This is a genomic window from Vibrio sp. 1580 (assembly GCF_033340055.1).
In genome coordinates this window covers 463,733-489,162 of sequence record NZ_JAWOVT010000001.1, presented here as the reverse complement: position 1 = coordinate 489,162, position 25,430 = coordinate 463,733, and the positions used below count along the sequence as shown (strand labels likewise).

Sequence of the window (25,430 nt, the reverse complement as noted above, 5' to 3'; positions counted from 1 at the left end):
ATCAATCATTCCTTAGTAGGGGGAGCCTACTTTCTTGGACACTTCGTTTGGTAAGTATCTCAATGTTTTCTTTTAAATCAATGTAAATGGTTCTCAATTACATTTCAAAGAGGGCAATCGATAAACCGAATTAATTTTTCTTATCCGAACAAAATTTAATCATATTTAATTTCTTGAAGAACCTTGGAACTATAACTAGCCTTTTAACATAAATATAACAAACCGTGTCGAAATCGTAGTTTTTGTGATTTTTCGTAAAGTTGTTCGATATTTGCATCGGGACGCAAGGAAGCTCGCGTAGGCGTAGCGGCTGAGCAGAGGAGAGATCTTTTGAAAAGATTAACGACTACTCTAGCCTTATCACTGAATGTGATTTTAATCACATTTTCCTCTTTTGGTTGGTCAAAGGAAAATGACTACAACATGACAAAAGGGGTCACAGAGATAAGTGGGCAAGTGTATGAATTACATATGCTGATTTTCTATATCTGCTGTGTAATTGCTTTGATTGTTTTTGGTGTGATGTTCTATTCCATCTTCCGTCATCGCAAGTCAAAAGGAGCAGTTGCAGCACATTTCCATGAAAGCACAAAAGTGGAAATTATTTGGACGGTCATACCCATCATCATTCTTGTCGCTATGGCGATTCCCGCAACAAAAACTCTAGTAGCAATGGAAGACACAAGCCAATCGGATATCACGGTCAAGATCACAGGCTCGCAATGGAAATGGCATTACAGCTATTTTGGTGAAGATGTTGAGTTTTTTAGTTTGCTTGCCACCAGCCAAAAACAAATTGATGGAATCGAAGCTAAAGGCGCGCATTACTTACTGGAAGTAGACAACCCTTTGGTGTTGCCTGTGAATCGCAAAGTGCGTTTTTTGATGACTTCTGATGATGTCATTCACTCTTGGTGGGTACCAGACTTTGCCGTCAAGAAAGACACCATTCCAGGTTTTATCAATGAAGCATGGACAAGAATTGATGAGCCAGGCGTATATCGCGGTCAGTGTGCGGAGCTATGTGGTCGTGCACACGGATTTATGCCAGTGGTGGTGCATGCGATGGAAGAAGAAAAGTTCGATGAATGGTTAGCGAGTAAGAAGCAAGAACTCGCGCTTCAAAAAGCGGCGGCTCAAGAAGCGCTCTCTCAAGACTTATCTATGGACGAATTGATGTCGCAAGGCGAATCGATATACACGGCGCGTTGCGCTGTGTGTCATCAGGCAAATGGTGAGGGGATTCCGGGTGCATTTCCCGCGATTAAAGGCAGTCCTATTGCAACCGGAGACGTTACAGAGCACATAGATATTATTGTCAACGGTCGCCCAGGCACCGCAATGCAGGCTTTTTCTAATCAGTTAAGTGACAAAGAAATTGGCGCGGTTATCACATATCAACGAAATGCATGGGGCAACGATACTGGCGATACAGTGCAAGCATCCGATGTGAATGCCTTTAAGGCACAAGGCAGTGCTAAGGAGGAAATATGAGTAAGCCAATAGATAAGGCAGTGAAGTCTGCGCCAGCAGAAGCCAGTGCGAACAGTACCATTGCGATTGATGATGGTCACGAGCATCATGCACCCCAGGGCATCACTCGTTGGTTGTATTCTACAAGCCATAAAGACATAGGCACCCTCTACCTTTGGTTTAGCTTTGCGATGTTTCTAACAGGTGGTGCGATGGCAATGATCATTCGTGCCGAACTGTTCCAGCCAGGGCTACAGCTAGTCGACCCGCAGTTTTTTAATCAAATGACCACGGTACACGGTTTAGTAATGGTATTTGGTGCGGTGATGCCAGCATTTACTGGTCTTGCTAACTGGATGATCCCGATGATGATCGGCGCTCCAGATATGGCGCTACCGCGCATGAACAACTTGAGCTTTTGGATCTTACCTTTTGCATTTCTCATCTTGTTGAGCTCGTTGTTTTTACCTGGCGGCGGTCCTGATTTTGGTTGGACGTTTTATGCTCCGCTGTCCACGACTTATGGCCCGGATAGCACTGCGCTGTTTGTATTCTCTGTGCATATCATGGGTATCAGCTCCATTATGGGCGCGATTAACGTTATCGTGACGATCGTAAATATGCGAGCTCCGGGAATGACTTGGTTCAAGTTACCAATGTTTGTTTGGACTTGGCTAATCACCGCTTTCTTGTTGATCGCGGTTATGCCGGTACTAGCGGGTGCGGTGACCATGGTTCTTACTGACAAATATTTCGGGACTAGCTTCTTTGACGCAGCTGGTGGTGGTGACCCGGTAATGTTCCAACACATCTTTTGGTTCTTTGGTCACCCAGAAGTGTACATCATGATTTTACCGTCGTTTGGAATCATTTCCGCCATTCTGCCTGCTTTCAGTGGTAAGAAGCTGTTTGGTTATCATTCGATGGTTTACGCGACGTGCAGCATTGCATTGTTATCTTTCCTTGTGTGGGCGCACCACATGTTTACCACGGGGATGCCAGTTTTTGCTGAGCTCTTCTTCATGTATTGCACTATGCTGATTGCGGTACCAACGGGGGTTAAAGTCTTTAACTGGGTTGCCACCATGTGGCGTGGAGCTCTGACATTTGAAACGCCAATGTTGTTTGCCATTGCCTTTATTGTGCTGTTTACCATTGGTGGCTTCTCGGGACTGATGTTGGCGATTGTGCCGGCGGACTTCCAATATCATGACACTTACTTCGTAGTTGCCCATTTCCATTATGTGTTGGTATCTGGTGCGGTATTCTCGATCATGGCAGCGGCATACTACTGGCTACCTAAGTGGACGGGCAATATGTACGACCACAAGCTGAGTTTATGGCATTTCTGGTGCTCAATTATTTCCGTCAATGTCCTGTTTTTCCCAATGCACTTCCTAGGCTTAGCGGGCATGCCAAGACGCATACCGGATTACGCCATTCAGTTTGCTGATGTTAATCAAATAGTATCAATTGGTGGGTTTGCATTTGGGTTGTCACAACTGATCTTCTTATGGTTGGTGATCAAGTGTATTCGTGGCGGGGAAAAGGCTTCTGCAAAACCGTGGGAACGTGCGGAGGGCTTAGAGTGGACAGTGCCAAGCCCTGCGCCACATCATACGTTTACTACACCGCCTGAGATTGACTAGCAAAGAGTGGGGTGAGTGACATGAAACCGAATCCATCAAACAAGAAGCTCACAGTGAAGTTACTTTTGGCGACCCTGTTAATGTTTGGCTTCGGCTATGCACTGGTCCCACTTTATGACGTGATGTGCGACGCACTGGGAATCAATGGAAAGACAAGTGAAGTGGCCGCCATTCAACCGACAGGTATGCAACCGGACATGAGTCGAACTATTCGCGTGGAGTTTATGGCGCATGTCAGCCCAGATATGCCTTGGGAGTTTAGACCCAAAGTGATTTCGATGGATGTTCACCCAGGTGAAGTCGTACAAACCGAATACCTTGCATTTAATGAAAGCGGGCAGAAGTTGGTGGGGCAAGCCGTTCCTTCTGTTTCTCCCGGGACTGGAGCTGCTTACTTCAATAAGATTGAGTGTTTTTGCTTTAACCAGCAGCCTCTGGATGGTAAACAGCAAGCTCAAATGCCGTTGATTTTTTATATCGAACCGGGCTTGCCGGAGTCTATACACACGTTAACGCTGTCTTACACACTCTATAAACTTCCCCCTCCTACAGGCTCTTAGCCACTCAGGGAGAGAGATACAGACCAAGGTTGGTCAGTAAGGAGAGAAATTATGAGTAACAAGCCAGGAACATATTATGTTCCCGCTCAAAGTAGCTGGCCGATCATCGGTGCATTTGCTCTGTTTTTGGTTGCTGTTGGCGCAGGCATGACCGTCCAGGGGACACAAAGTGACGGTGCAGTGGGAACCATTGGTGGCATTGTGCTAGCGGTGGGCTTCTTGTTCTTGCTTTACATGTTGGCTGGTTGGTTTAGTAATGTGATTACTGAATCACTGAGTGGAAAATACAGCTCGCAAATTACTCGTTCTTTTCGCCAAGGAATGAGCTGGTTTATCTTTTCTGAAGTGATGTTTTTTGGTGCCTTTTTTGGTGCCTTGTTTTACGCCAGAATGATTTCTGTGCCTTGGTTAGGTGGGGCAGATAATAACTTCATGACCAACGAAGTCCTGTGGCCAACCTTCGAAGCGATGTGGCCACTCACTCTGACGCCGGGAGGAGAAACAACACAAGCTATGCCGTGGCAGGGCATACCCCTTACCAATACTATCTTGCTGCTATTGTCGTCTATTACGCTACATATGGCGCATATAAGCCTTGAACAAGACAAAAGAACGGCACTGATTGTTTGGTTAGAGATAACCATCGTACTTGCTGGCTTTTTCCTATATTACCAAGCGGTTGAGTATGTTCATGCTTATCAAGACATAGGGCTCACGTTGCAGTCCGGTATTTACGGTAACACGTTCTTCATGTTGACGGGATTCCACGGTTTACACGTTTGTCTTGGGACTATCTTCTTAATCGTGCTGCTGTTCAGAATCGCTAAAGATCACTTTTCGCCAAAGAACCATTTTGCCTTTCAAGCGGGCAGCTGGTATTGGCATTTCGTGGATGTGGTTTGGTTATGTCTGTTTGTGTTTGTTTACGTACTTTAGGCTCAGTGTGAACTCTTGGTTCGACTAATAAGGGCGAGGGTTTGGTGCTAGCCAACCCGAGCTGAGCGCAATAAGCAAAAGGACGACCACCAAAGCGGAGAACATGACTCGACGGCCTAAGTAATGACTCATGGGTTTATCTCTTTTTTCAGGATTATCTGGGTCTTCACGAACCATTTCGATAAGCGCTTTTGCGAGGTTGAAGATAATGAAAAGCAGCAAAAGGACAAGCGTCAGTTTGAATAGAAATACGGTGGACATGGCACCTCCGGTTTCATCATTGTTGTTATCAAGACAATTATGGCTATCGAAACGGTTTTGGGTTGCAGTTGGTTTAACTGTGGTTGTGTTTTCTCTTTTGGTCAAACTGGGTTTTTGGCAGTTTGAGAGAGGGCAAGAAAAACAAGCATTGGAACAAGCCATTCTCGCGCGTGCGGATAGTGCGTACCAAGCACTAAGCGTCGTTCTTGAAGACAACGACTGGCGAGAGGAAAGTATCCTCGGGAAAAAAGTGGAAGTTAATGTTGTTCCTCAGGCGTTTCCCGTAATTTTGTTAGACAACCAAACGCATCAAGGCAGTGTGGGATATTTAGCATTTCAGATTGTATTGACGAGCGATGAGCCTAGTACCTATGCGTTATTGGAGCTTGGTTTTGTCGAGGGAAGAGCAGATCGCTCAATGTTACCAACGGTCACCAAACTCGATAATTCGATTTTCATCACAGGACGCCTGTACCGAAAATCTACTAATCCACTGAGCTCAGAGTTAATGCCGGAAGTTGGCGATGTTATTCGCGTGCAAAACCTAAACATCGCGCAATTGAATCAGCTACTGAATATTGAACTTATGCCCGCAGTCTTGCAGCCAGACAATTTAACTCGTTGGCCCTATGACTTTCCTTGGAATCCATTACCACTCAATAGTGCCAAACATTTTGGCTATTCGATTCAATGGTTTTCGATGGCAGGTGTTTTCTTAATACTGACTTTAATTGTTTTTGTTCGTTGGCAAAAAAAGTTGCGTCACATGGAGGTGAAGCATGACATCTAAAGTAACCAAAGGACGACTAATGTTGATTGCGCTGGTTTGTACGTTCGCGCTTCCCGCTGTCATTGCAAAAGTCATTCTCACACAAGGGTGGTATCAAAGCGGAGTGACCAATAGAGGCGAGTTAGTCGAACCATACACGACGTTAGAGCAGCTTGGTCAAGAGTCACCTCTCAAAGACCATGGTTGGCAACTCGCTTATGTATTGCCTAACGAATGCACTGAACAGTGTAAACAGCAGCTTTACCTGCTTCAGCAAAGTCATGTTGCTTTAGGTAAGTATCAAGAGCGAGTAGTGCCAGTCGTTTGGCAGACTGAGCATTCAGATCCCATGGAAGTATCGATGTTAGCGATGCAAATGAATGAATTGGTTACCGCAAAAGTGAAACCTGGGCAAATGTTGATCGTTGATCCTCTTGGGCAACTGGTGATGTCTTACTCGCCGAAACCAAATGAGGACTTAGTCCTATTGAATAAAGGTATGTTGGCGGACTTACGCAAGCTCTTAAAACTGTCACGAGTCGGTTAGAGGAAGTGCATATGAAATTAATTCAGTTGGTTAGATTCAGTTTGCTGCTAACTCTCGTGGTGATCATGTTAGGGGCATATACTCGCCTTTCAGATGCAGGGTTAGGTTGCCCGGATTGGCCTGGTTGTTATGGGCACTTTTCTGTGCCGCATCAAGAAGAAGACGTCATACGTGCTAACCTGAACTTCCCCGAGCGGGCAGTAGAGCATGAGAAAGCATGGCTTGAGATGATTCATCGCTATTTTGCAGGAACGTTAGGTTTAGTCATTTTTGCGATGGCAGCGATATCAGTAAGGTCTGAGCGTGTAAATTCAACCATTCCGATGTTGCTAAGCGTATTGGTGATTGGGCAGGCACTTTTGGGAATGTGGACAGTTACTCTTAAATTAATGCCCGTCATCGTGATGCTTCACTTGCTCGGTGGTTTTGTTTTATTGGCGTTACAGGCGATTTTTTACTGCCAATTAAAAGCGCAAAACAATCTCTATTTCTCTCCATCTTCTAGCTCTCTGAGAGGCTTTTCATTGTTGGTTTTCCTGGTTGTTTTGGTGCAAGTGCTCCTTGGAGGATGGACTTCGTCAAATTATGCTGCGCTGATGTGTACCACACTGCCGATTTGTGAGGGAGACTGGATGAGCCATCTCTCATGGAAAGAAGCGTTTTCTTTCTGGCAAACTGGATTCGAGAATTATGAATTTGGTGTCTTGGAGTATCCGGCAAGAATGACTATACACGTCACTCATCGTATAGGCGCTATTGTTACCGCCACCGTGGTATTGGCTTATAGTATTGGGCTTATGAGGCAAGATTCTCATCATTCACAGAGAATCGGAGGGTGGTTGTTATTCACTCTGGTGTGCCAAATTATGCTGGGTGTAAGCAACGTAGTATTTCAACTTCCTATCTATGTCGCGGTGGCGCACAACCTTGGTGCCGCTGTTATGTTGAGTCTCGTTTGTGTTAGCCAGTTTTACTTGTGGCAGGGTAAAACGGCTTGGAATTACACCGCGAAAGGAGTTCGCTATGAGTAAAGAAATCGCGCTGTCGTTAAATGGGCGAAAGCGACTAAGTTCCGTTTATTTGAAGTTAACGAAACCTAAAGTGGTGGCGTTAATGTTGGTGACGGCAGTAGTAGGGATGAGCTTAGCCCCGGTTGATGATTTCCCCTGGTTGCAGGCGGTAGTTGGCCTAACGGGGATTGGTCTGATGGCAGGGTCTGCGGCAGCGTTTAATCATCTAATTGATCGCCGAATTGATGCGAGAATGGCACGTACACACAAACGACCATTGCCATCGGGTGAGACTAAACCATCATCGGTGATAGCCTTCGCTACAGTTTTAGGTGTCTTAGGGTTTGTACTTCTATATGCGATGGTCAACCCGCTGACGGCATGGTTGACTTTGATGAGTTTGCTCGGCTATGCGATGGTATACACAATGTACCTCAAACGTGCTACGCCCCAAAATATCGTCATTGCAGGGATTGCCGGTGCGATGCCGCCTCTTCTCGGTTGGACTGCTGTAACAGGGCAATTACATGCGAATGCTTGGCTGCTCGTAATGATCATTTTTATCTGGACGCCACCACATTTTTGGGCTCTGGCTATTCATCGTGTCGAGGATTACCGCAAGGTAGATATTCCCATGCTGCCAGTGACACACGGCATTGAGTACACCAAAACTTCTATTCTGTTGTATACGGTGCTATTGACTTTGGTTTGTGTCCTACCGGTTTTGGTTGGTATGGTCGGCGTGGTGTATCTTTTTGCCTCGCTACTCCTCAATGCTGGCTTTATGTACCATGCATGGAAGCTAAAATATGCACCAGAGCCAAATACCGCGATGGAGACGTTTAAATTCTCTATCTATCATCTTTTGGCGTTGTTCATTGCATTGCTTTCGGATCACTATATTGGTTTTTAACCTCTCTTAAAGCAGAAAACGCCGCGTGATTCGCGGCGTTTTTGGTTTTGATACTTTGGTTTTAAGACAAAGCTTTCTAGATTTATTGAATTTCTAGCAGTTCAACATCAAAGATCAAAACACTTGCTGGTGGAATTGGGCCAGAGCCACTCTTACCATAGCCAAGCGTGCTTGGTACGAAAAGGCGGATTTTCTCACCTTCTACCATGTATTGTAGACCTTCTTGCCAGCCTTTAATGACTTGGTTAAGACCAAATGAAATCGGCTCACCACGATTAACAGAGCTATCGAATACCGTGCCATCAATCAAGGTGCCGTGGTAGTGTACTTTTACTTTACTTGTTGCCGTTGGGTGAACCTCACCTTCGCCTTTTTCAAGAACCATGTATTGAAGGCCACTTTCTGTTGTGATGACGCCTTCTTTTTTCGCATTTTCTAGTAAGAATGCTTGGCCTTTGGCAAAGTTTTCATCTGCTACTTTATGGTTTGTCCAAGTACGGTAAATGAAAAAGCCCGCCAAAATAAAAATAATAAGAGGAAACAAAAATTTAGACACGTAATCTCCTTGTCTATTTAGGTTGTTTTAGCAAAAAGTTGATGGTTTCTGCCATGGCTTCAACGCTGTCATGACCACCAGTAATCACTTGATATTTTCCGTTTACGATAAAGGCTGGAACGGAGTTAATTTGGCCGCGAGTCGTGCTCGCTTCTGCCTTAGTGATGTACTCAAACAGCGTTTTTTGCTGTGCTTCATCTAAATGGTAAGGGCTGATAAGGTTGCGAGACTCAAAGGCTTTCTCTACGGCGATTTGGCGTTCCTCAGCCGTTGCATCGGCACCCATTTGCACAGCAGTAAAAAGATCTGCCATAAACGCTTTATCTGGTGTTGATTCAAGCTGCATTACGGCAGTATAGAAGATGATGGCGCTCACTTGTGCACTTTCATTGAACGTTACATGCATTTTTTCAACGCTTTGATCGGTCAATGATTCAATTTGAGGGACAAACTCTTCCATTGAGCGGCAGTGGCCACAAGTTAAAGAGAATGCTTCAGTCAGGGGAGCTAAATCATATTCTTCAAGGGATACTGGCAAAACTTCGTATTGTTTGCCTTGCTGAGGCTGACTCTTGCCGCTATCGCATGCCGACAAAGCCATTACGGCAACAACAACAGCAAAGCCTTTCGATATGGTTTTTAACATAGTAGTGCTCTAAATGAGAAATTTGCGTTAGTTTATCGGTTAACGATAGTGACTAAAACCATTAAATAACAATAAAGTGAGACCATTGGTAACAGACTTTGCCTGACGTATGGGCTGTAAGGGTAGGGTATTTTAGTGTTGCTTTTTATTTGAGAGATGATTTTGCATTGACTCCAGTGGCATGAACGCTGCATAGACAAACCAGTCGGTGGACAAAAGCGCTAAAGATTCGGCGTGTTTTGTCGACACAATGAACAAGAGTTTTTCTACGTTGGTAATGGTATGAAGCATTGGTTTTTAATTGTTTGTGGCATTCTGGCCGGGTGCAGCAGCCTCGATCAAGATATGGTCCCTGGTGGGAACATTTTAGATACAGCTCCTAAATCAAACTCTGAGCTGAGACACCCAGAGTGGGGATACCCGAGCGCATCCAATGTGGCTTCTTCCCCTCGTTCATATCAAACGGCGAGGGCGTCAGTAAAAAAGTCGCAAAACGTGACCTCTCTGGAAATGTTCCTGAGCAGGCATAACATTCCTCACGAGACGCTCAGTGGTGGTCACCTGATGATACGTTTGAAAGAGCAAGTGCATTTTCAAACGGGTTCTGCACGGTTATCTGCTCAATCTCAAGACTGGATTCGAAACATTGGTCACTATCTGGCTGGAAGAACTGATGTTGATGTCGTGATTGATGGTCATGCGGATAGCACGGGAGCTGAAAGCTTCAATGACACGCTATCTGAAAAGCGAGCTCGTGAAGTAGAAAAACAACTATTGGCGACGAGTATTCCACGTCAACGAGTGTTTTCTAGAGGCTTCGGAGAGTATGTACCGAAGTGCAGCAATGCGACAGCGAGTGGTAAAGCTTGCAATCGGCGCGTAGAGCTAACATTGATCGTGGATGAATAACGCAGACGTTGGGTGGTAATCTTCGTTGTGTTGTTCTTGCATACCCGTTATTTGCTTAGTGGAGTTTAAGTTCGGAGTTGAGCAAGAAGACTGAATAAGGAAAGCTCGCACGGCAACATCTAGCTAGAAAAAATAGAAAAGAGGCACCGTTAGGTGCCTCTTTTACATCCGCCAATGTTCATAGGGGGAACTTAGGCAAATTCTTTTTCAACGTAAGCGACGATGTCAGATGACTCGTATAACCACTGTGTCTCGCCATCTTTTTCGATACGCAGACAAGGGACTTTAACTCGCCCACCACCTTGCTCTAGTTCAGCTCGATGAGTCGGGTTATTTTTTGCATCACGTAGCTCAATGTTCACCGATTGACGCTTCATTGCACGGCGGACCTTTACGCAAAAAGGGCAGGCTTCAAATTGGTAAAGTGCGTATTGTTTCGCTTTTTCATCAATACGTTGCTGTTCTTCTGCGGTGCGCTTAATACCACGAGGTGAGAACACCGCGTTCAGCAATAAGATAACCTTGCCTAAAATCCAACGGATAAACTTCATAATGATCCCTTGATGTTCATTGGGTAATTGTCCTTTAAGAATGCAATCATGATGCTTGTTGCACTGAACGTGAAGTCTATCAGTTGTTTGAAATGGATAAAACCATGTATTTTATGCGGAAAATAGACGTTTAAACCAACCCCAAAAGCCACTTGCTGAAGCCGGACGGGCTTCTTTACCTTGATAAAAACTTTGCATGAGTTCGGTTCTGAATGCATCAACGTCCATGCGTTTTATGACAAGCTCATGCTGCAATGTATTTTGAGTCTGCTCGGCATGATCGTGCGCCAAGCTGAAATCCATATTTAAATAGCCTTGCGTGTATAACCAAAGGTGGGTGACTAAGATTAGGTCTTCAGCAGATTGGTTAGTAAACTTATCCGCGTGCTCATTACCCAAGGAGTCAGTCAGAACTTGCTGCATACGCTGGGTAGAGTGAGCATGTTGCTCGTAGTTAGCACTTGCTTCAATATGTGATTTGGTCAAAAGGCCAAGCAGGTGAAGAGTAGGTGCTGTTGTGGGTTTGTTCTCACAAACTTTTGTAAATAGTTGTGACTGTTCTTTTAACCAACGTCGCTTTGCTGCTTTATGTTCTTTAACAAAGGGGATTTCTTCAAATCCCATCTCTTGACTCAGTTCACTAAGAGACGTCATGGTTTTTTAGTTCCTTCACCGTTACTTCGATATGTTGATCATTGATATCAACAAAAATTGAGCTGCCAGTAATCATAACAGAAAGGCTAGTACCTCGGTCAAGGTGCTGACAAATCAAGTCGATAGCGTCATAGTCAAAGCTCTCTACGTTGACGGGAAGCATTGAGAACTTTCCTGACATTTTGTCCCACCAGACAGCCGCTTTGGTGTTATAAGTGTAAACTTTTACATGCTTTGCGAGGCGAGAAGCTTTCTTAATTCTGTCTGGTTCTGGTTCGCCAATTTCAATCCAGTGAGTAATGCTTTGATCATCGCCAACATGCCATAAATCAGGCTCTTCAATCGTAGAGAGTCCTTTTGTAAACTCTAGATTGCTTTGAGCATTTAAACAGTAAGCTAGAATGCGAGCCAACATTCGTTGCGGCTTTTCAGAAGGGTGAAGGGCGATAGTTAGATTTTTAGAATCGTAATAGTCATTATTCATATCGGAAATGGCGATACGAAATTTGTAAATGGTTGGTTTAAGAGCCATAGATTTATATCGTTTTGTTGGCAAAATAAGTTTTAGGCAAAAAAATAGCCAGCTTTAAAAGCTGGCTATCGTATCAAATTCTTTAAGAATTAAAGTACTTTGATTTGCTCTGCTTGAGGGCCTTTTTGACCTTGAGAGATAACAAATTCTACTTTCTGGCCTTCAACTAGAGTACGGAAGCCGTCACCAGTGATTGCAGAGAAGTGAGCAAATACGTCAGGACCGTTTTCTTGTTGAATGAAACCGAAGCCTTTAGTTTCGTTGAACCACTTAACTGTGCCAGTAGCTGTGTTAGACATGTCTATTTCCTAAATATCTAAATAATGTAATCTTTCGCCTCAACGGCGCTTATAGCGTGGAAAAATAAATTGCTATTGCGTACCACAGGACGACGGGTTACAAGTAATCCAACGAAATGTGAAAACAAAGAACTTTCTTTCTAGCCGTGTTTGAGTCTAGGTTAATTCCACGAAGAGTCAACATATATTAGTGCTTTATGGACAAATATTTGTATTTAGTCACTATTTAACCAGCATGTTTTTGATTAAATTTCAAATAAATGACGGTGATGTGAAGTTTTTTAGCATAAAATTCAACTAAATCTATAAATTTGACTTATTTATATAATTATTGTCCAATCTGGTTCGACCATTAAGGAGGATTTATGGCAAAGCGTAAAATCAGTCCTCAACCGAGTGGCTCACAACATGAGACCGACTTCGGCAGAGGTGAAATCAAAGACAACGCGTTAAAAGCGGTTGTTACCAGTCAGCTGTTCCAAACACGAGTCGTTAAAGCGAAAAAAGGTAAAGGTAGCTTCAGCCGTAAAATGAAGCATAGAGGCAAAGAGCCCTGTTCAAAGTTCTCCCCAAGGTGGATTTTGAATAGGGCTTTTTTATTGGTACTAGGTGTTTGCAAAACTGATGATATTCAATTTTTTAGTACCAGATAAGTTTTCCTAATTTATCATGTACTGCTTCAACTGCTTCAACTGCTTCAACTGCTTCAACTGCTTCAACTGCTTCAACTGCTTCAGCGAACCAAGCGTTGAAAGTACCAATTAAGTACTAAAACTTACTAAGTTAGATTCATATCAATAAGCGTCACTTCCTGTATTATGCAACTCTACTATATCTTTAGTCTAATCAAACAGCCGAGATTATGGTTTAAAAAGACTGGTGAGAAGTAGGTATGTCATCGACGAGTTATGGTACTTATGGTTGCAAATGTAAAAAAGCGTGTGCTTCTTTATTACTACTGTGGCTGTCCATTTGTCCGATGGCGCATGCGCACAAATCAGAGTCTCATTCTTTAATTGTTGCTAACTCCAAAGCGTGGAAGCCGTTCTCTTATCTTAGCCCAGATGGTGAACCTAAAGGTATTTTAATCGACTTTTGGAAAGAGTACGCGGCGAACAACCAAATCGACGTTCAGTTTCTCCTTTTGGATTGGGATGCTTCTTTACAAGCCGTAAAAGAGGGTAAGGCTGACTTTCACGGAGGACTTGTCTACTCGCCCGAAAGAGCGAAGTATATGGACTTTGGCGCAGTCATAATGCCTATCCAAACCAAATTGTACGTAAATAAAGATGTACTTTCGGTTGATATCAGGAGTGTTTTAACTGGCGAAATGACGCTGCCAATTGGCGTTGTTAAAGGAAGTTACGAGTCTGAGTTTGTTCAGACGAATTACCCGAATGCACCTATCGCAGAATACATTAACAATGATTCGATGATACAAGCCGCCGTCGATAAAAAGGTGCTGTACTTCGTTGCAGACCTGCAAGTTGCTAACTTTTATATGGCAACCACGCCGGGAGCGGGTATGTTTGTCCCGACAATTAGCTTATATAGTAAAGATCTTCGGATTGCAGCAGGAATGCACAGTGCAACTTCCATTTTAGAGGTATCACGAGCGTTTGAAAAAGTCATCGATACGGATCGTGAGCGGATCCTCACCCGTTGGAGTCTGGTGAAAACGGTTTATCCACTTTATCTTTTCCCTATTGCTATTTTCATTATGGCGGTCGCAACGCTTTATCATATTTTTGCCCTCAAACGTATGGTTGCTCTTCGGACAAGGCAATTAACGATTGCCAATCAGCAATTGCTGGAGATGACGTTGACGGATTCTCTCACAAAGCTATACAACCGTAGACACCTGATTGAGCAATTGGCGCTACTGAATCATTTGAAGCGAAACTTAACGGTGATGGTGTTTGATATTGATGATTTTAAATCAATCAATGATCGATATGGCCACCTTGCTGGAGACCGAGCAATAGTTGCCATCGCAGAAGCCGCTAAGTCGATGACTGATGACCGAATGACATTGGCGAGAATTGGAGGAGAAGAGTTCGCACTCGTTACGTCGTCTCTGTCAGAGCGAGAAGCGCTCAATTTTGCCAATATGCTTTGTAAAGCCGTTTACGATCAGCCTGTTATACTGGGCGGACAAGCAATTCATTTGAGTATCAGTTTGGGCTGTGCTTACTATCCTGAGTTTACCCACATCGTGAGCTTGCAAGATGCTGACGAGTTGATGTATCAAGGTAAGTCTGAAGGAAAGAATCGTGCAGTTTTCCAAGTTATAACAGACTGTCAGCTTCAACCTGCGCTTCGTCAAGTGAATTAGGTCTCGCTAATTCAACTGATACTTCAAACCATCCTCAAGCCTCAAAGTTTTAGTCAGAGTAAGGTGGTAAGCGTTGACGATCACGTTGCGTTGTTTTCTTTGAGGCCAATTTGCGTACAAATACTATCACTTTCATATATATAAACCCCCGCTTGCTCACGTTTTTATCATAGAAGCAGTAATTGTTTTAAAGTGATAAGTGATTTCTTGGTAAAGATCAGAACCCCTGTCTACACTCAGTGTAAAGTAATGCATATAAAGCATGATGCATACGGTGTTGTACAAAAACAATTAAAGAAGATAAGAAATAAGTTGGCTTGAGAAGGACGGGGAATGAACAACGAATGCTTTGCTAGGTTCCGAGCTGTCACGGATGAACTGTCAATGAAAGAATCGTTGTCAGTTGGGAAAGACCCTTATGCTCACTATCTCAAAGATATTGTGGGGATTGATTTGTTGTCTCGTGAAGAGGAGTTGCATTACGCCAAACTTAATCGAGCTGGTGATGAAGAAGCGCGCGAAATGTTGATTGAGTCTAATCTTCGACTTGTTGTGAAAATCGCAAAAGGCTACCTCAAACGGCCAGGCAATAACTTTACTCTGCTCGATTTAATAGAAGAAGGTAACATTGGTTTGATAAAAGCGGTCGATAAATTCGATCCTGAGCCAGGCTACCGTTTTTCTACTTATGCGGTATGGTGGATTCGCGAGAATATAGAAGCGGCATTAATGAACAATGGCCGCACGGTACGTTTACCTGCTCATGTGTGCAAAGAGATAAATAGCCTGGCTTTAAAAAAGCTAGATGCGTCAAAAAGTGAGAGCAAGGAGTTGTCTATTTCTGAACTCTCACGCTGCTCAGGGGTGAAAGCAGAACGTATAGATGAACTTGTTGCTCTAAGTGGTTTTATTGATGTATCGACCACTGCGGACCTACATCGCGTTCCATTTGTTCTTGAACTGTGTGAAAGTGAGTATACGCCAGATCCACAACAAGACTGTGAAAATCAGTGCTTTACTCAAGCTATTGAAAATATTATTAAAACCTTGCCAACTAAGTTGCAGAAAGTCTTAATCCATCGATTCGGATTATTTGACCAGAGAGTGAAAACCTTGTCGGAAATAGGCCTGTTGTTAAATGTGTCTAACGAGCGTGTTCGTCAGATGCAGATAGAGGCGGTTGAACGCGTGCAGAAACGTCTCCGATTCGATGGTTGGGTTTAAGATTTTTAGCCCCTTATCCTAGCCGATTAATTTACTGGCTTGCTACTCTGTTCTTCCGTAAGTAACAGCAGCTCAAGCTGTGCTTTAGCTGCTGCCTCCAATCTCCATACACTCAATAATCGGTTAAGTGCTGCGCGATAAGCACGACTTTTGAGTAAAAAAGCGAGCGTACTTGTGTAGTTGTTTACGACTTGCGCTTGTGTCTCGACTAATGCGGTTTTGTTTTCGATGTCGATGTGTTGAAGGTTAAAGTCAGGAAGAAACGCACACTCATACCATACCTCTACAATTTCACGAATTTCGAGTTCTTCTTCAGGCACGTCGAAGTCTTGTAACTGGTAGTTTTCTGGTATCGTTGATAAATAAACCACATCCAATTTGTCTGCAACAAATGTATACATCGGATTCCTTAGTGTACGCGCTTACAGAGTAAATAGTCTCATCGTTTACATTTTTGTCAATGACCGTACTCAAGTATGAATGATGAACCACACCACATTCCGAACTTAACTTAGACTTTTTAAGTACTTATCGGTTAACCCGAAATATTTCAGGTTGCCATCTGGCTCCAAGACTAAGCTCATGTTGGATGTAGAGATCATGCCCGGATCATTCGTTGAGAAAATAACGGTCTTATTGAGTAGTTTGTCGCTGAATAACCGCTTGAAGTAGTGCGAGTTTTCTTGCTCAGCACCATTAAATGGCTCGTCAATGATAATCAAAGATTGTTCGCAGTTACCTAGCCCTAATGCGAGCCGCAGTCTTTGTTGAATACCATTTGGTAAACTTTTACAGATATCAACGCTCAATTGAGTGTCCAGGCCTTGTGGCAACCATGTATCGAGCTCAAAGAAACTCACCATTTCACGCATTTTTTCTGTTGGGATTAACCCATTATGCAAGATGAAGTTAGTCTCCAAGGAGCCTTCAAAAATATGCAGGTTAAACGGGATGTAGTTAATCGAGGTTCGATAGCGGTAACTGTTGAATTGTTTGATGTTATAACCGTCCACCGAAACTGAGCCTTGATAGCGTTCCTCTAGCCCAGCGATAATAGAAATGAGCGTCGTTTTACCGCAACCTGTTGGTCCACAAATCACAACTTTTGCGCCCGGTGGAATCTTAAAACCAAGATTAGTTAAGCCTGTTGCCGCACCACTATAACGATGGCTCACACCAGAGCCGACGATACTACCTTGAAATAGGCGAATAGGGGGGCTTTTCTCTAACGTTAGCTTATCGTCATTCATCGCCATAAGGTTGTTGATTTGCGCAGAAGACGCCTTAATGGATTGGAACTTAGAAATAGAGTTGTAGATGCCCATAATAGGCCCCAACGCCTTCCAGACTAAAATTACGGTAGCAAGCATTGCACCTGCATCGGAGGTGCCGTCCATCACGCCGATAACGGCCGCGACGATACTTGCGGTACCAATAACCTGAATCAAACTTCCGCCTGCTGCCTGAACCCTGCTATTAGTCACTGAAACATGTTCTGCATCGTTGGTGCTTTGTAAATGCGATGCGCTAAAGCGGGACTGGATAACACGCAACAATGGCAAGCCTTGGATGGTTTTTATACCACGAAGAATCTCATTCCATTGGTAAGAAACCATGGCGTTGGCGCGAGAGCTCTTGGACGTGGCTTGCGAGTAGATGTAACGAGAATAAACACAGAACACCAACATCAGAATCAACCCCGCCATAACGACTAGCGCTGCGGTACCAGACATAAGAGCAATGGCAATAATGAATACGATAACAAACGGCATGTCGAAGTAGCTTAATGTTGACTCTGCGGTTACCAAACGGCGGAAAGTGTCGATGTCTTTCAAACGCGCTAACTGAGAAGAGACACCTGCGGTGGATGTCATCGAATACGGAAGCCACAACAGTTTGGATATTACGTTTTGAGAAATATGCACCGCCAAATCCTTTCCTGATGTGGCGATGATGTTGACCCGCATTTTCTTGAAAAAGTATTCCGAGAACCCAACAATCACAGCAAATAACGTGAGCCAATAAAGCGTGGCTTGCGAGCTAGAGGTTAAGGCGAAGTTGTACACACTCATAATAAAAAAGGGCTGGAGTGCGCCGAGAATGCTGACCACGAAGCTGAGAATAATCAGGCTTTTGAGTTCATTGTTGTAGCGATAAAACGCGTATTTAATCCAGTTACTGCGGTCTTGAGATTCAGGTGGCGGTTCTCGGAATAAGCGGGAGTATTCGCTGATCGAGACCAACAAGCACGGCTTCTTGCAGAGCGGGTATTCAATGGTGTTGTTATTTGTGTAATCAAACAGGATCAGTTTGCCGTCTTTAGTGCCCAAGAAAATCGCAGTGAGGTTTTCTATCTCGATAAAACAAGGATGAGGATGCCCCTTGATGTGCTCCAACGTTTTTAGTTTGGTGACGTCACAACGGTAACCAAGGCGTTCAATCGTAGCGATAAAACTGTCGCTGTCTTTTGGTTTAGGGATAAAAGCGTCGCTGAGGATAGAAGGTGTGCCTTCCCATTCAAGCGCTATGAGGGTGTAAGCTAAACCACGAATCAAAGGTGACTCATTGTATCGCTCGTCATAACTGCGAGCCTCAAAGTCCAACAAGCGCTGAGGGACATTATTAAAATCAACCAAAATACTCATTGGTCACCTCCGGTAAGTTTGACGCGTTTGAGGCGATGATTGAGTTTGTCCATCTTGTTGCTGACGATGATGAGGATTTTGTCGTTGGCGCGATAGGCGGTGCTGGTCAAAACCAATCGAGCAAAGTCGTCATCATAAACACAGTCGATGTCGTCGAAGATCAACACACGTTTGTTCGCGAGTAAGGCACGCACTAACAACAAGGCATAAGCGACTTGGCGCGAGAATGGGTTGCGTAAATGTCCTTTAAGCTCGGTGTAAAAACCAGCGGGAAGGGCATCGATTTGTGCTTTGATGTTCATGGTTTCGCAAAGCGCAAATGCCGTGTTATTTAAGCTTGGGCGGAAACAAGTCAGGTTGTCTATGATGGTGCCTTCGACGAACGAGCTGGTTTTGTCGACCATGAGCACGCTATTACGCCAGACGTTGTAGTTGACATCATCGAGCGGTGTCTCGTTGATTTGGATATCGAGCTTACTGTCGGTGTTTTGTCGCGTAATGCAATTCGCGAGGTGGGTTTTGCCTGCGCCGCTTTTCCCTGTTAGCAAGTAAGCCTGACCACGATCAAACTCGATGCGTTGTTTTTCCGAATACTTCACCGAGATGCGCTCGACTTCTGTCGTGTCATTTTGTTGTTCTACAGATGCAGCAAGTTCAAGCAGCTCGGCGATACGTTGAATATGAAGCTTGTTCAACTCCCATCGACTCACCGTGCGCATTACTTGCTGGTATGGCGCGAAGTAGCGGTTGGTAAGCATGATGATAGCAGCCATAATGCCTTGGCTAGATTGCATGTTGATAACTGCCGTTGCCAAAACCACTACCACACACGCGATGGAGAGCTGTTGTATGAGCGACAAGATAAGGCTGAAGTTTGATTCGATTTGCTCGTATTTGATGTTCTCGACTTCACGTTCTTCCACCATTTGTGTCATCAAGCTCTCAACGCGATATTCCATATTGCGCGCTTTGATATCGAGTGGGCTAGAGATGATCTCGATGATTTTAGAAGTAGTTAAGCCTTCGATGTCGGATTTGTTTTCTAAGCTGTTGATTTTCTGCTTGGAAAGACTGAGTGCGAACACCGCCAAAATGATGGAGGCGAGCAAGATGGTCACTCCCGCCCAAATGTTGATCAGACCGATAATCAGAATGGTCAGTATGCTGACGGCAAGGTTGATCAATGCCCGTACAGATTCTCCGCCAAAGAAGGATTTAATCTCTGGAATGGTCGCAATACGCTCTAGGTATTCACCGGGTTCTAGACGACGAAACTTCGATATCTCAGCCAAACAGATTGATTGAAACACCTTGTTGGTTAAGTTGGTTTCGAATTGCTTCATGATCACCGACGAAATCTTCTCTTCCTGATTCTTTAAGTGATAGTCGAGGAAGATGGTGATCAAGATAATGGCAAACAGAAGAAACAGCGTGTCTTTGGCTTGGTTAGGTAAAACACGGTCAAAGATAATAAGAATCGAAAAGGGCAGCACTAAACCAAACAGTGTTGAGATGACCGTTGAGAAAGTCAGATAACACTTGTCAGCAAAGTTAATCTTTTGGGAAAAGTGCTCAGTTTGCATTGCGACCTCCTTCCTTAATCGATGGTTTAGAGAGAAGGTGTTTTGGAACTAAGTCTTGATTGCTTCTGCCTTCGATATCGCTCATCAACTGCATGATGCTTTCGATAGATTGAACCGATAGCATGCCTTTGATTTGCTCAAGATTGATCGATTCAATGATGTAGTCATAGCGCGCGCTCTCGTAATCACGTAGTGCGCTGAACAGTTTACTTTCCGCTGCCAGTAAGTCGGTAATGGTTCGCGTACCAAGCTGATAGGCGCGTTGAATGCCTTTGTAGGAAGCGTAGTTGGCACGGATGATGTTCTCGTAACTGCTGATGGCGCGGGAGAAGTCGTTAATGTTGAGTACTGAGGTGTTAACGCTATTGCGCGTCGCGAACAATGAATCTTGGTACAGCAGCTCGGTTCGCTCGATGGCAGTCGACGATTTTTGATAACCGTAGTAATCCGAACCGCCGGAGAAAATTGGCACATTCAAGTTCAACCCGACGCTGGTCGAGTTACTGTCCCCTGTTGCGGTTGGGTCGGTTCGGTCATAGTTGTTCGCATCGTCGTAACGGTAACTGGCAGAGAGCGATACGGTCGGCACAAAGTTTGAACCGCTTTCTTTCAAGCCTCTTCGGCTGCGCTCGACGGTTTTCTTCGCAACCAATAAGTCGTTATTGAGCTTCAAAGCTTGTTCAAGAATCTCACGTTGTTCGGATTCGCTGATTTCCTCCAAGGGAACACTTTCGTAGATGTCTTGTGATGGGGTGACTGGGTATTGAACTTGAATCTCTAAACCGTTCAAAATTACGCGCCGGTCTTTCTCTAAGGTTCTTAAGCGATTGGCAATGCCTTCTTTCTGGGCAATTACCTCATACAACTCGCTCGCCGCAGTGTTGCCAAGTTCCACGTTGCGACGCATTTGGCGCTCACGTGTTTCAGACGATTTAAGTTCTACTTGGGTGGCTTTGATTTGCGCGTTGTTTTTGAGGTATTCGAAATATTGCGTCGCGATTTCAGAAATGGTGCTCTGGATTTTGTTCTCGTGTTTGATTTCCTCAATGTTGAAATCCAGCTTAGCGGTGCCGTATTTAAAGATGTCACCAAGGTTAAACACCGATTGGGATAAAGACACGCTGTAGCTATTTGAGTTGTAGCTTGAACGTTTATCTGGTGTTCCCGTTAATATGGTCTCGTTTTCATTCCATGTTGTATCAGCGGCACCGTTTAAAGAAGGCAGGAACTTAGAACGGCTAATGTCGATGTTGTATTCGTTTTCTTCCACGCCTTTGTCACTAGCGCGCAGAGATAAATTGTTTTCCAAGCCGAGTTTGACCGCCTCAAGCAAGGTGGTCGCCATTGCCGAAGGAGCATTGCTCAATGTAAGCGCTGCCAATACGCAGCTAGTTAAGTTTCTGTACCGCCACATACTTGTTGATCACCTTGATGATTTCGTCGTTTTTATAAGGTTTGCTGATCACGTAATCCATTCCAGCTTCGATACAAGCTTGGTGTTCATTACTGCTGGTCAATGCTGTCGCGCCTATGATGGTGCAAGGGTTTTGTCCGCTCTCTTGTTCGTATTGTCGAATGCGTTTGGTTGCTTCAATACCGCCCATGCCAGGCATGATGCAGTCCATAAAAATGATGTCCGAGCGCTGATTCATGAAGTGCTGAACAGCGTCTGCGCCATCGCCAACGGTGTCGGCTTCGTATTCTTGCTTGCTCAAAATACGTTTGAGTAGAATCTGTTGAACACGGTCATCTTCCACAATCAGGAATGAGCTGTTCTCCATCTGATCTTCTGAGGCTTCCGCTTCCATGATTGCTAAAAGATTGGGGATAAACTCATATGGAATCGCAGGGGAGTTCAGAATCTTGTCGACAAAGGTATGGCTCTCTTGCGCTTGCTGAGTGCTAGTGACCGAGAGCAGCAACTTGGTGTTCGGGTGATTGCGCAGTTGCGATTTCACCGTTTTGCTCAGTGAGGGCAGCTTGTTTGGCTCGAACGTGTCGGTCAGCATGATGGCATCGTATTCGCCAAAGGTTTTTGCCGCAGAGAAGAGTTCGTTCGGCGTTCGAATTGGCGTAATCTCTAAGCCCAAGTTGACTAACATTTTGCTCATCACATCAATGCGCAGCTGAGAGTTGGCACACAGTAATAGGCGCTTATTGTCGAAGCGAGTTTTCTCGGTGTGGAAGCTTTTGGCTTTCAAATCGAGCTGAATTTGAAAACGTTCCTGATTGCCCGATTGATACCAATGGCTCTCGTAATAGCCATAATCTTTCAACACGCTTTTCGCCAAATCGTCTTTGGTTGCAGTGTGCTGTTTATGGTCGCTCCAGTGTAGGGTATTGAGCTTGGCAAGCGGCACATCCAGCGTGGTTAAGAAGTTTAGATTGATGGTCAGGCGAGTGTTTTCAATGTCTGACGCCGCACCTGATTCAATGGTGACAAACAGTTTCTTGTCGGCTTTGAGTTGGATGGCATTTGATAGCTGTAGGAACAACACCCAGAATAAGCTGGTGGATTGTCCTTCAACACGGTTTGGTAGGTTATCCGAGATAAAGCAGTCTAGCTCACCTTCATTTCGCTGCACTTTTGAACTGATGTGAATCATCAATTCAGACAGTACATTCAGCAGTGAAAACTCTTTCGATTTGCTCTCGGTCCCTTGTGAAATGAGTCGGTTGTAGTTCTCTGCCAATTCAGACAGGGTATTGGCAGCCGAGGTTATATCTTGCGCCATCAACACTCCGCTCTCATCGGTCTCTTGAACGAGATATTGCACGCCGCCGTTAATGGTGTTGGTGATGCCACGAATCTCGTAACCAATCAGAGCATAGAGCTGCTTGTAGAGATCGTTATTGCGTTTTTGCTCTTCGAGTTTGCTGAAAATCAGTTTTAGGTGTGAGTAGATCTGACGCTGCTTAGGATTGATGCTCACTTCATTCAGCAACTCTTCCAACCTTTGTAAATCCAGTAGTTTGAGTTCTTGATAAAGCTCATCGAATTCTTGGTCAATGTCACGCTCATTCGAGCTGGATTTTTTCAGTTTAAGGATTGCCACCAGGTTCGATAGTACTGCGATACCAACCAGTACGACAACGACCACAAACAACCAAATGAAGAACTCGTTTTTCTCCATCATTAGGTCGCTCGCATGGTTGTTAAATATGGTCCGGTAGTTGTCGTCCATTTGTAGGTAGTTATTGGTGAGCGAGAGGTACAGTGCCAACACATCGTCGCGTGTTTTTTGGCTGTCTGAGAAGCGATTGATTGCCAGTTCAAGCTGCGTGTATTCGGTCGCGCCCACCAAGCTAAACTCGGTTTTGTTGAGTGACGCGAGCGACTTAAATTGGTCAATTTCGTCTTTCAGAACCTCAAAATCAAGCTCTGTTGTACTGCAATAACGTGCGCTTAAACAGCGTTGAAGCGTTTGAATATCAAACTCGATAGTTTGGTTGAGCTGTTGAGCTTGAACCAAAAGAGGCGCGTTTTGCACTTTCTCGACTGAATCCACTTTTTCCCAAGAGATATACAAATAAAAGGCGAGGGCAGCCAGCATCAAGCTGAAAGCGATGCTTAGGCGCATAACAGGAACGGAAATATTGTAAGAAGGTTTGCTACTCATCCATCACCTCTCATCGAATGCGTCTTCGATAGCCGACATAACCGGCTTCGCTGCGTATTCGATCACCCGGCGTGAACCTGTTTTCACGTCTGCGGTAAACTCCATATAAGGGGACAGCTTGTATTGTGTGCCTCCGCGCTCTAGATAGTTTTGACTGATTTGGATTTCCGCGAGATAGAATTCAGCGTCTTCTTCTTCATAAGAAGAACGGCTGATCGATGCAATTCGACCTTCCAAAAATCCGTATTTGGCAAAGTTGTAGGTATCCATCTTCACTTTGACCGCTTGTCCGATTTCTACAAAACCCATGTCTTTACGCGGGATCTTCGCCTCTCCGTGAAGGGCGTTATTGATCGGTGCAATGTCCGCGATGCTTTCACCTGGCGGTATCACAGCGGAGCGGAAATTGAAGTGCACTTTATCTACTACACCGTCAATAGGGGCGTAAACCACGAGGCGATCCACTTTATCTGAGTGTTGAGGACGTAATATACGTTTCAACTTTAAGTCCTTGTTTGCTTGAATGATTTGTGCTTGATACTCGGCATTACGATTCTCCACCAAGTCTCGGTACTGCTTCTCTAGTTTGTCGAGTTGGAAGCGCTCATTCATGACCGACTCATCAAGGTTTTCAATCTCACGCACCATGTTTGACTCTTGAACCTGCATATTCAGAACATCGACGTAAGACGCCATTTCCTCTTTGTACAAGGTGTTCTTAATATTGAGCTGCTTGCGTATCAAGGAGAGCTGGTTCTCGGAGCTTTTACGGCGCTTGAGCATTGAATCAATAAGCGAATTCTTATGTTGGATATCGTGAGTGATCAACTCTTCATTGGAACGGTTTTTAGAAAATTCTTGCTGCCAGGTATTCATGTTGACTTGCACTAATTCTGGGTACTTTTCGATGTAGGCAGAAAAATCGGGTTCCACCATATCGCGCAGGCTTTCGTAACGAATCTTGTCTAGCTCAAGCTGAATGATCTCTGTGTTTACCGTATCGAGTTGAGTGTTTCTATCCAGAGAGCGAAGGCGTGCTATAGGCTGACCTTCGTAAACTACTTCGCCTTTGCGCACTAGCATTTCTTCTAGAATACCGCCTTCAAGGTGTTGCACTTTTTCGATGTCAGATTCGAGCAATAGCTCACCGCGCACCGACACCACAATGTCGATACGAGCCTGAGATGCCACGGCGATAGCCACCATGGAAAGCAAAAAGATAACCAGCAAGGTTTTGTGTACGCTGGTCATTGCACTGGCTAGCACGATTGTATCGTCTGTTGTTACCTTCGAAGCTTCGTTGTTCGAAACGAGCGCCTTTTTGAGGTGATGTTCTATTTGCTTATTGCTCATGAGCCACCCCTACGATTCACTACCTGTGCGGCTATCGATTGAATTTTCGATTTTTAACAGCTGGCTAATTTGTTTGTTTACGTTGTTAAGCTCGGTTTTAACATCCTCGATCAATTCATTAGGAGCAGGGAAATGGTGTTTGTTTAAGTGTTCAAGCTTTGCCAATTTTGGTGGTAAGTCGTCATCACATAACAAGACGAGAATGGTCTTTAGTCTTTTTGAATAACATCTGAGTGCTTCAAAACGGTTTTGTTTATGCAGCATCTCAATATCAATCCCTGCGTCACTGAAATCTTGGTAAAAATCGCCTAATAGCAATTGCAGCCCTTTATGGCTGTTGTCGACTGAGCGCAACAGATTTGTCATATTTATCATTATCCCACCGCACTAATTGCTTTAATGACA

The 25,430-nt window shown here is 44.4% G+C and carries 26 protein-coding genes; 12 read left to right on the top strand and 14 right to left on the bottom strand.

Annotated elements, in window-relative coordinates; genetic code table 11:
- Positions 1-330: 330 nt before the first annotated feature.
- The 4 genes from coxB to R7093_RS02185 are packed head-to-tail and all read left to right on the top strand — an operon-like array spanning position 331 to position 4,618.
- The gene (gene coxB, locus R7093_RS02200) at positions 331-1,494 is read left to right on the top strand and encodes a cytochrome c oxidase subunit II (RefSeq protein ID WP_017821602.1); all 1,164 of its coding nucleotides are present in this window, start codon (positions 331-333) and stop codon (positions 1,492-1,494) included.
- A complete protein-coding gene (ctaD, locus tag R7093_RS02195; protein WP_017821601.1) occupies positions 1,491-3,122 on the top strand; it encodes a cytochrome c oxidase subunit I in 1,632 nt (543 codons plus the stop codon). The genes coxB and ctaD overlap by 4 nt, the downstream gene beginning before the upstream one ends.
- A 20-nt stretch (positions 3,123-3,142) precedes the next feature.
- Positions 3,143-3,682 (top strand): cytochrome c oxidase assembly protein, encoded by a 540-nt coding sequence (locus tag R7093_RS02190; protein ID WP_047101617.1) that lies wholly within the window; start codon positions 3,143-3,145, stop codon positions 3,680-3,682.
- Between the two features lie 51 nt (positions 3,683-3,733).
- Complete coding sequence (locus R7093_RS02185; protein ID WP_005385214.1) at positions 3,734-4,618, top strand: cytochrome c oxidase subunit 3; 885 nt, start codon at positions 3,734-3,736, stop codon at positions 4,616-4,618.
- A gap of 24 nt (positions 4,619-4,642) precedes the next feature.
- On the opposite strand, the gene R7093_RS02180 is transcribed toward R7093_RS02185, so the two are convergent.
- Positions 4,643-4,879 (bottom strand): DUF2909 domain-containing protein, encoded by a 237-nt coding sequence (locus R7093_RS02180; protein WP_005375504.1) that lies wholly within the window; start codon positions 4,877-4,879, stop codon positions 4,643-4,645.
- On the opposite strand from R7093_RS02180, the gene R7093_RS02175 reads away from it, so the two are divergent.
- From R7093_RS02175 to cyoE, 4 genes are read left to right on the top strand one after another with little or no spacing between them, the layout of a single operon-like run.
- Positions 4,878-5,669 carry an SURF1 family protein gene (locus R7093_RS02175; protein WP_031777208.1) on the top strand — a complete coding sequence of 264 codons (792 nt, stop codon included), beginning with the start codon at positions 4,878-4,880 and terminating at the stop codon, positions 5,667-5,669. The two genes, R7093_RS02180 and R7093_RS02175, sit on opposite strands and share 2 nt — an antisense overlap.
- On the top strand, positions 5,659-6,195 hold the full coding sequence (locus R7093_RS02170; RefSeq protein ID WP_017635864.1) for a hypothetical protein: 537 nt from the start codon (positions 5,659-5,661) through the stop codon (positions 6,193-6,195). The genes R7093_RS02175 and R7093_RS02170 overlap by 11 nt, the downstream gene beginning before the upstream one ends.
- 11 nt (positions 6,196-6,206) lie before the next feature.
- Complete coding sequence (locus R7093_RS02165; protein WP_017635865.1) at positions 6,207-7,226, top strand: COX15/CtaA family protein; 1,020 nt, start codon at positions 6,207-6,209, stop codon at positions 7,224-7,226.
- Positions 7,219-8,118 (top strand): heme o synthase, encoded by a 900-nt coding sequence (gene cyoE / locus R7093_RS02160; RefSeq protein ID WP_005385222.1) that lies wholly within the window; start codon positions 7,219-7,221, stop codon positions 8,116-8,118. Before R7093_RS02165 ends, cyoE begins: the two co-directional genes overlap by 8 nt.
- Before the next feature lie 82 nt (positions 8,119-8,200).
- Here cyoE and R7093_RS02155 read toward each other — a convergent pair whose 3' ends face one another.
- Complete coding sequence (locus R7093_RS02155) at positions 8,201-8,674, bottom strand: FKBP-type peptidyl-prolyl cis-trans isomerase (RefSeq protein WP_005375638.1); 474 nt, start codon at positions 8,672-8,674, stop codon at positions 8,201-8,203.
- Positions 8,675-8,687: 13 nt separating this feature from the next.
- On the bottom strand, positions 8,688-9,320 hold the full coding sequence (locus R7093_RS02150; RefSeq protein ID WP_047101612.1) for a thiol:disulfide interchange protein DsbA/DsbL: 633 nt from the start codon (positions 9,318-9,320) through the stop codon (positions 8,688-8,690).
- Between the two features lie 282 nt (positions 9,321-9,602).
- On the opposite strand from R7093_RS02150, the gene R7093_RS02145 reads away from it, so the two are divergent.
- On the top strand, positions 9,603-10,229 hold the full coding sequence (locus R7093_RS02145; protein ID WP_047101839.1) for an OmpA family protein: 627 nt from the start codon (positions 9,603-9,605) through the stop codon (positions 10,227-10,229).
- A 191-nt stretch (positions 10,230-10,420) separates the two neighbouring features.
- On the opposite strand, the gene R7093_RS02140 is transcribed toward R7093_RS02145, so the two are convergent.
- From R7093_RS02140 to R7093_RS02125, 4 genes are all read right to left on the bottom strand, one after another.
- Complete coding sequence (locus R7093_RS02140) at positions 10,421-10,780, bottom strand: glutaredoxin family protein (protein WP_005375631.1); 360 nt, start codon at positions 10,778-10,780, stop codon at positions 10,421-10,423.
- Positions 10,781-10,891: 111 nt separating this feature from the next.
- On the bottom strand, positions 10,892-11,434 hold the full coding sequence (locus tag R7093_RS02135) for a hypothetical protein (protein ID WP_005375629.1): 543 nt from the start codon (positions 11,432-11,434) through the stop codon (positions 10,892-10,894).
- Positions 11,421-11,966, bottom strand: coding sequence for a YaeQ family protein (locus R7093_RS02130; protein WP_005375627.1), 546 nt, complete (start codon positions 11,964-11,966; stop codon positions 11,421-11,423). The genes R7093_RS02135 and R7093_RS02130 overlap by 14 nt, the downstream gene beginning before the upstream one ends.
- A gap of 89 nt (positions 11,967-12,055) precedes the next feature.
- Positions 12,056-12,265 (bottom strand): cold-shock protein, encoded by a 210-nt coding sequence (locus tag R7093_RS02125; RefSeq protein WP_005375625.1) that lies wholly within the window; start codon positions 12,263-12,265, stop codon positions 12,056-12,058.
- 365 nt (positions 12,266-12,630) lie between these two features.
- Here R7093_RS02125 and R7093_RS02120 point away from each other — a divergent pair, with 365 nt between their 5' ends.
- From R7093_RS02120 to R7093_RS02110, 3 genes are all read left to right on the top strand, one after another.
- Positions 12,631-12,918 carry an alternative ribosome-rescue factor A gene (locus R7093_RS02120; RefSeq protein WP_005375622.1) on the top strand — a complete coding sequence of 96 codons (288 nt, stop codon included), beginning with the start codon at positions 12,631-12,633 and terminating at the stop codon, positions 12,916-12,918.
- 239 nt (positions 12,919-13,157) lie between these two features.
- On the top strand, positions 13,158-14,600 hold the full coding sequence (locus R7093_RS02115; RefSeq protein ID WP_005375621.1) for a diguanylate cyclase domain-containing protein: 1,443 nt from the start codon (positions 13,158-13,160) through the stop codon (positions 14,598-14,600).
- A gap of 333 nt (positions 14,601-14,933) precedes the next feature.
- A complete protein-coding gene (locus tag R7093_RS02110; protein ID WP_017635872.1) occupies positions 14,934-15,824 on the top strand; it encodes an RNA polymerase sigma factor RpoD/SigA in 891 nt (296 codons plus the stop codon).
- Between the two features lie 26 nt (positions 15,825-15,850).
- Here R7093_RS02110 and R7093_RS02105 read toward each other — a convergent pair whose 3' ends face one another.
- The 7 genes from R7093_RS02105 to R7093_RS02075 form a co-directional block, all read right to left on the bottom strand.
- On the bottom strand, positions 15,851-16,225 hold the full coding sequence (locus tag R7093_RS02105) for a hypothetical protein (protein ID WP_025768457.1): 375 nt from the start codon (positions 16,223-16,225) through the stop codon (positions 15,851-15,853).
- A gap of 105 nt (positions 16,226-16,330) precedes the next feature.
- On the bottom strand, positions 16,331-18,469 hold the full coding sequence (locus tag R7093_RS02100; protein ID WP_047101605.1) for an ATP-binding cassette domain-containing protein: 2,139 nt from the start codon (positions 18,467-18,469) through the stop codon (positions 16,331-16,333).
- Positions 18,466-20,052, bottom strand: a complete 1,587-nt coding sequence (locus tag R7093_RS02095; RefSeq protein WP_105067331.1) for an ATP-binding cassette domain-containing protein — start codon at positions 20,050-20,052, stop codon at positions 18,466-18,468. The genes R7093_RS02100 and R7093_RS02095 overlap by 4 nt, the downstream gene beginning before the upstream one ends.
- Entirely contained in the window at positions 20,042-21,466 is a 1,425-nt protein-coding gene (locus R7093_RS02090; protein ID WP_054577119.1) for a TolC family protein, read from the bottom strand. Before R7093_RS02090 ends, R7093_RS02095 begins: the two co-directional genes overlap by 11 nt.
- Positions 21,441-23,672 carry a response regulator gene (locus R7093_RS02085; protein ID WP_005389023.1) on the bottom strand — a complete coding sequence of 744 codons (2,232 nt, stop codon included), beginning with the start codon at positions 23,670-23,672 and terminating at the stop codon, positions 21,441-21,443. Before R7093_RS02085 ends, R7093_RS02090 begins: the two co-directional genes overlap by 26 nt.
- Before the next feature lie 3 nt (positions 23,673-23,675).
- A complete protein-coding gene (locus R7093_RS02080) occupies positions 23,676-25,025 on the bottom strand; it encodes an HlyD family type I secretion periplasmic adaptor subunit (protein WP_005375593.1) in 1,350 nt (449 codons plus the stop codon).
- Between the two features lie 9 nt (positions 25,026-25,034).
- Positions 25,035-25,403, bottom strand: a complete 369-nt coding sequence (locus R7093_RS02075) for a hypothetical protein (RefSeq protein ID WP_031777210.1) — start codon at positions 25,401-25,403, stop codon at positions 25,035-25,037.
- Positions 25,404-25,430: the final 27 nt, after the last annotated feature.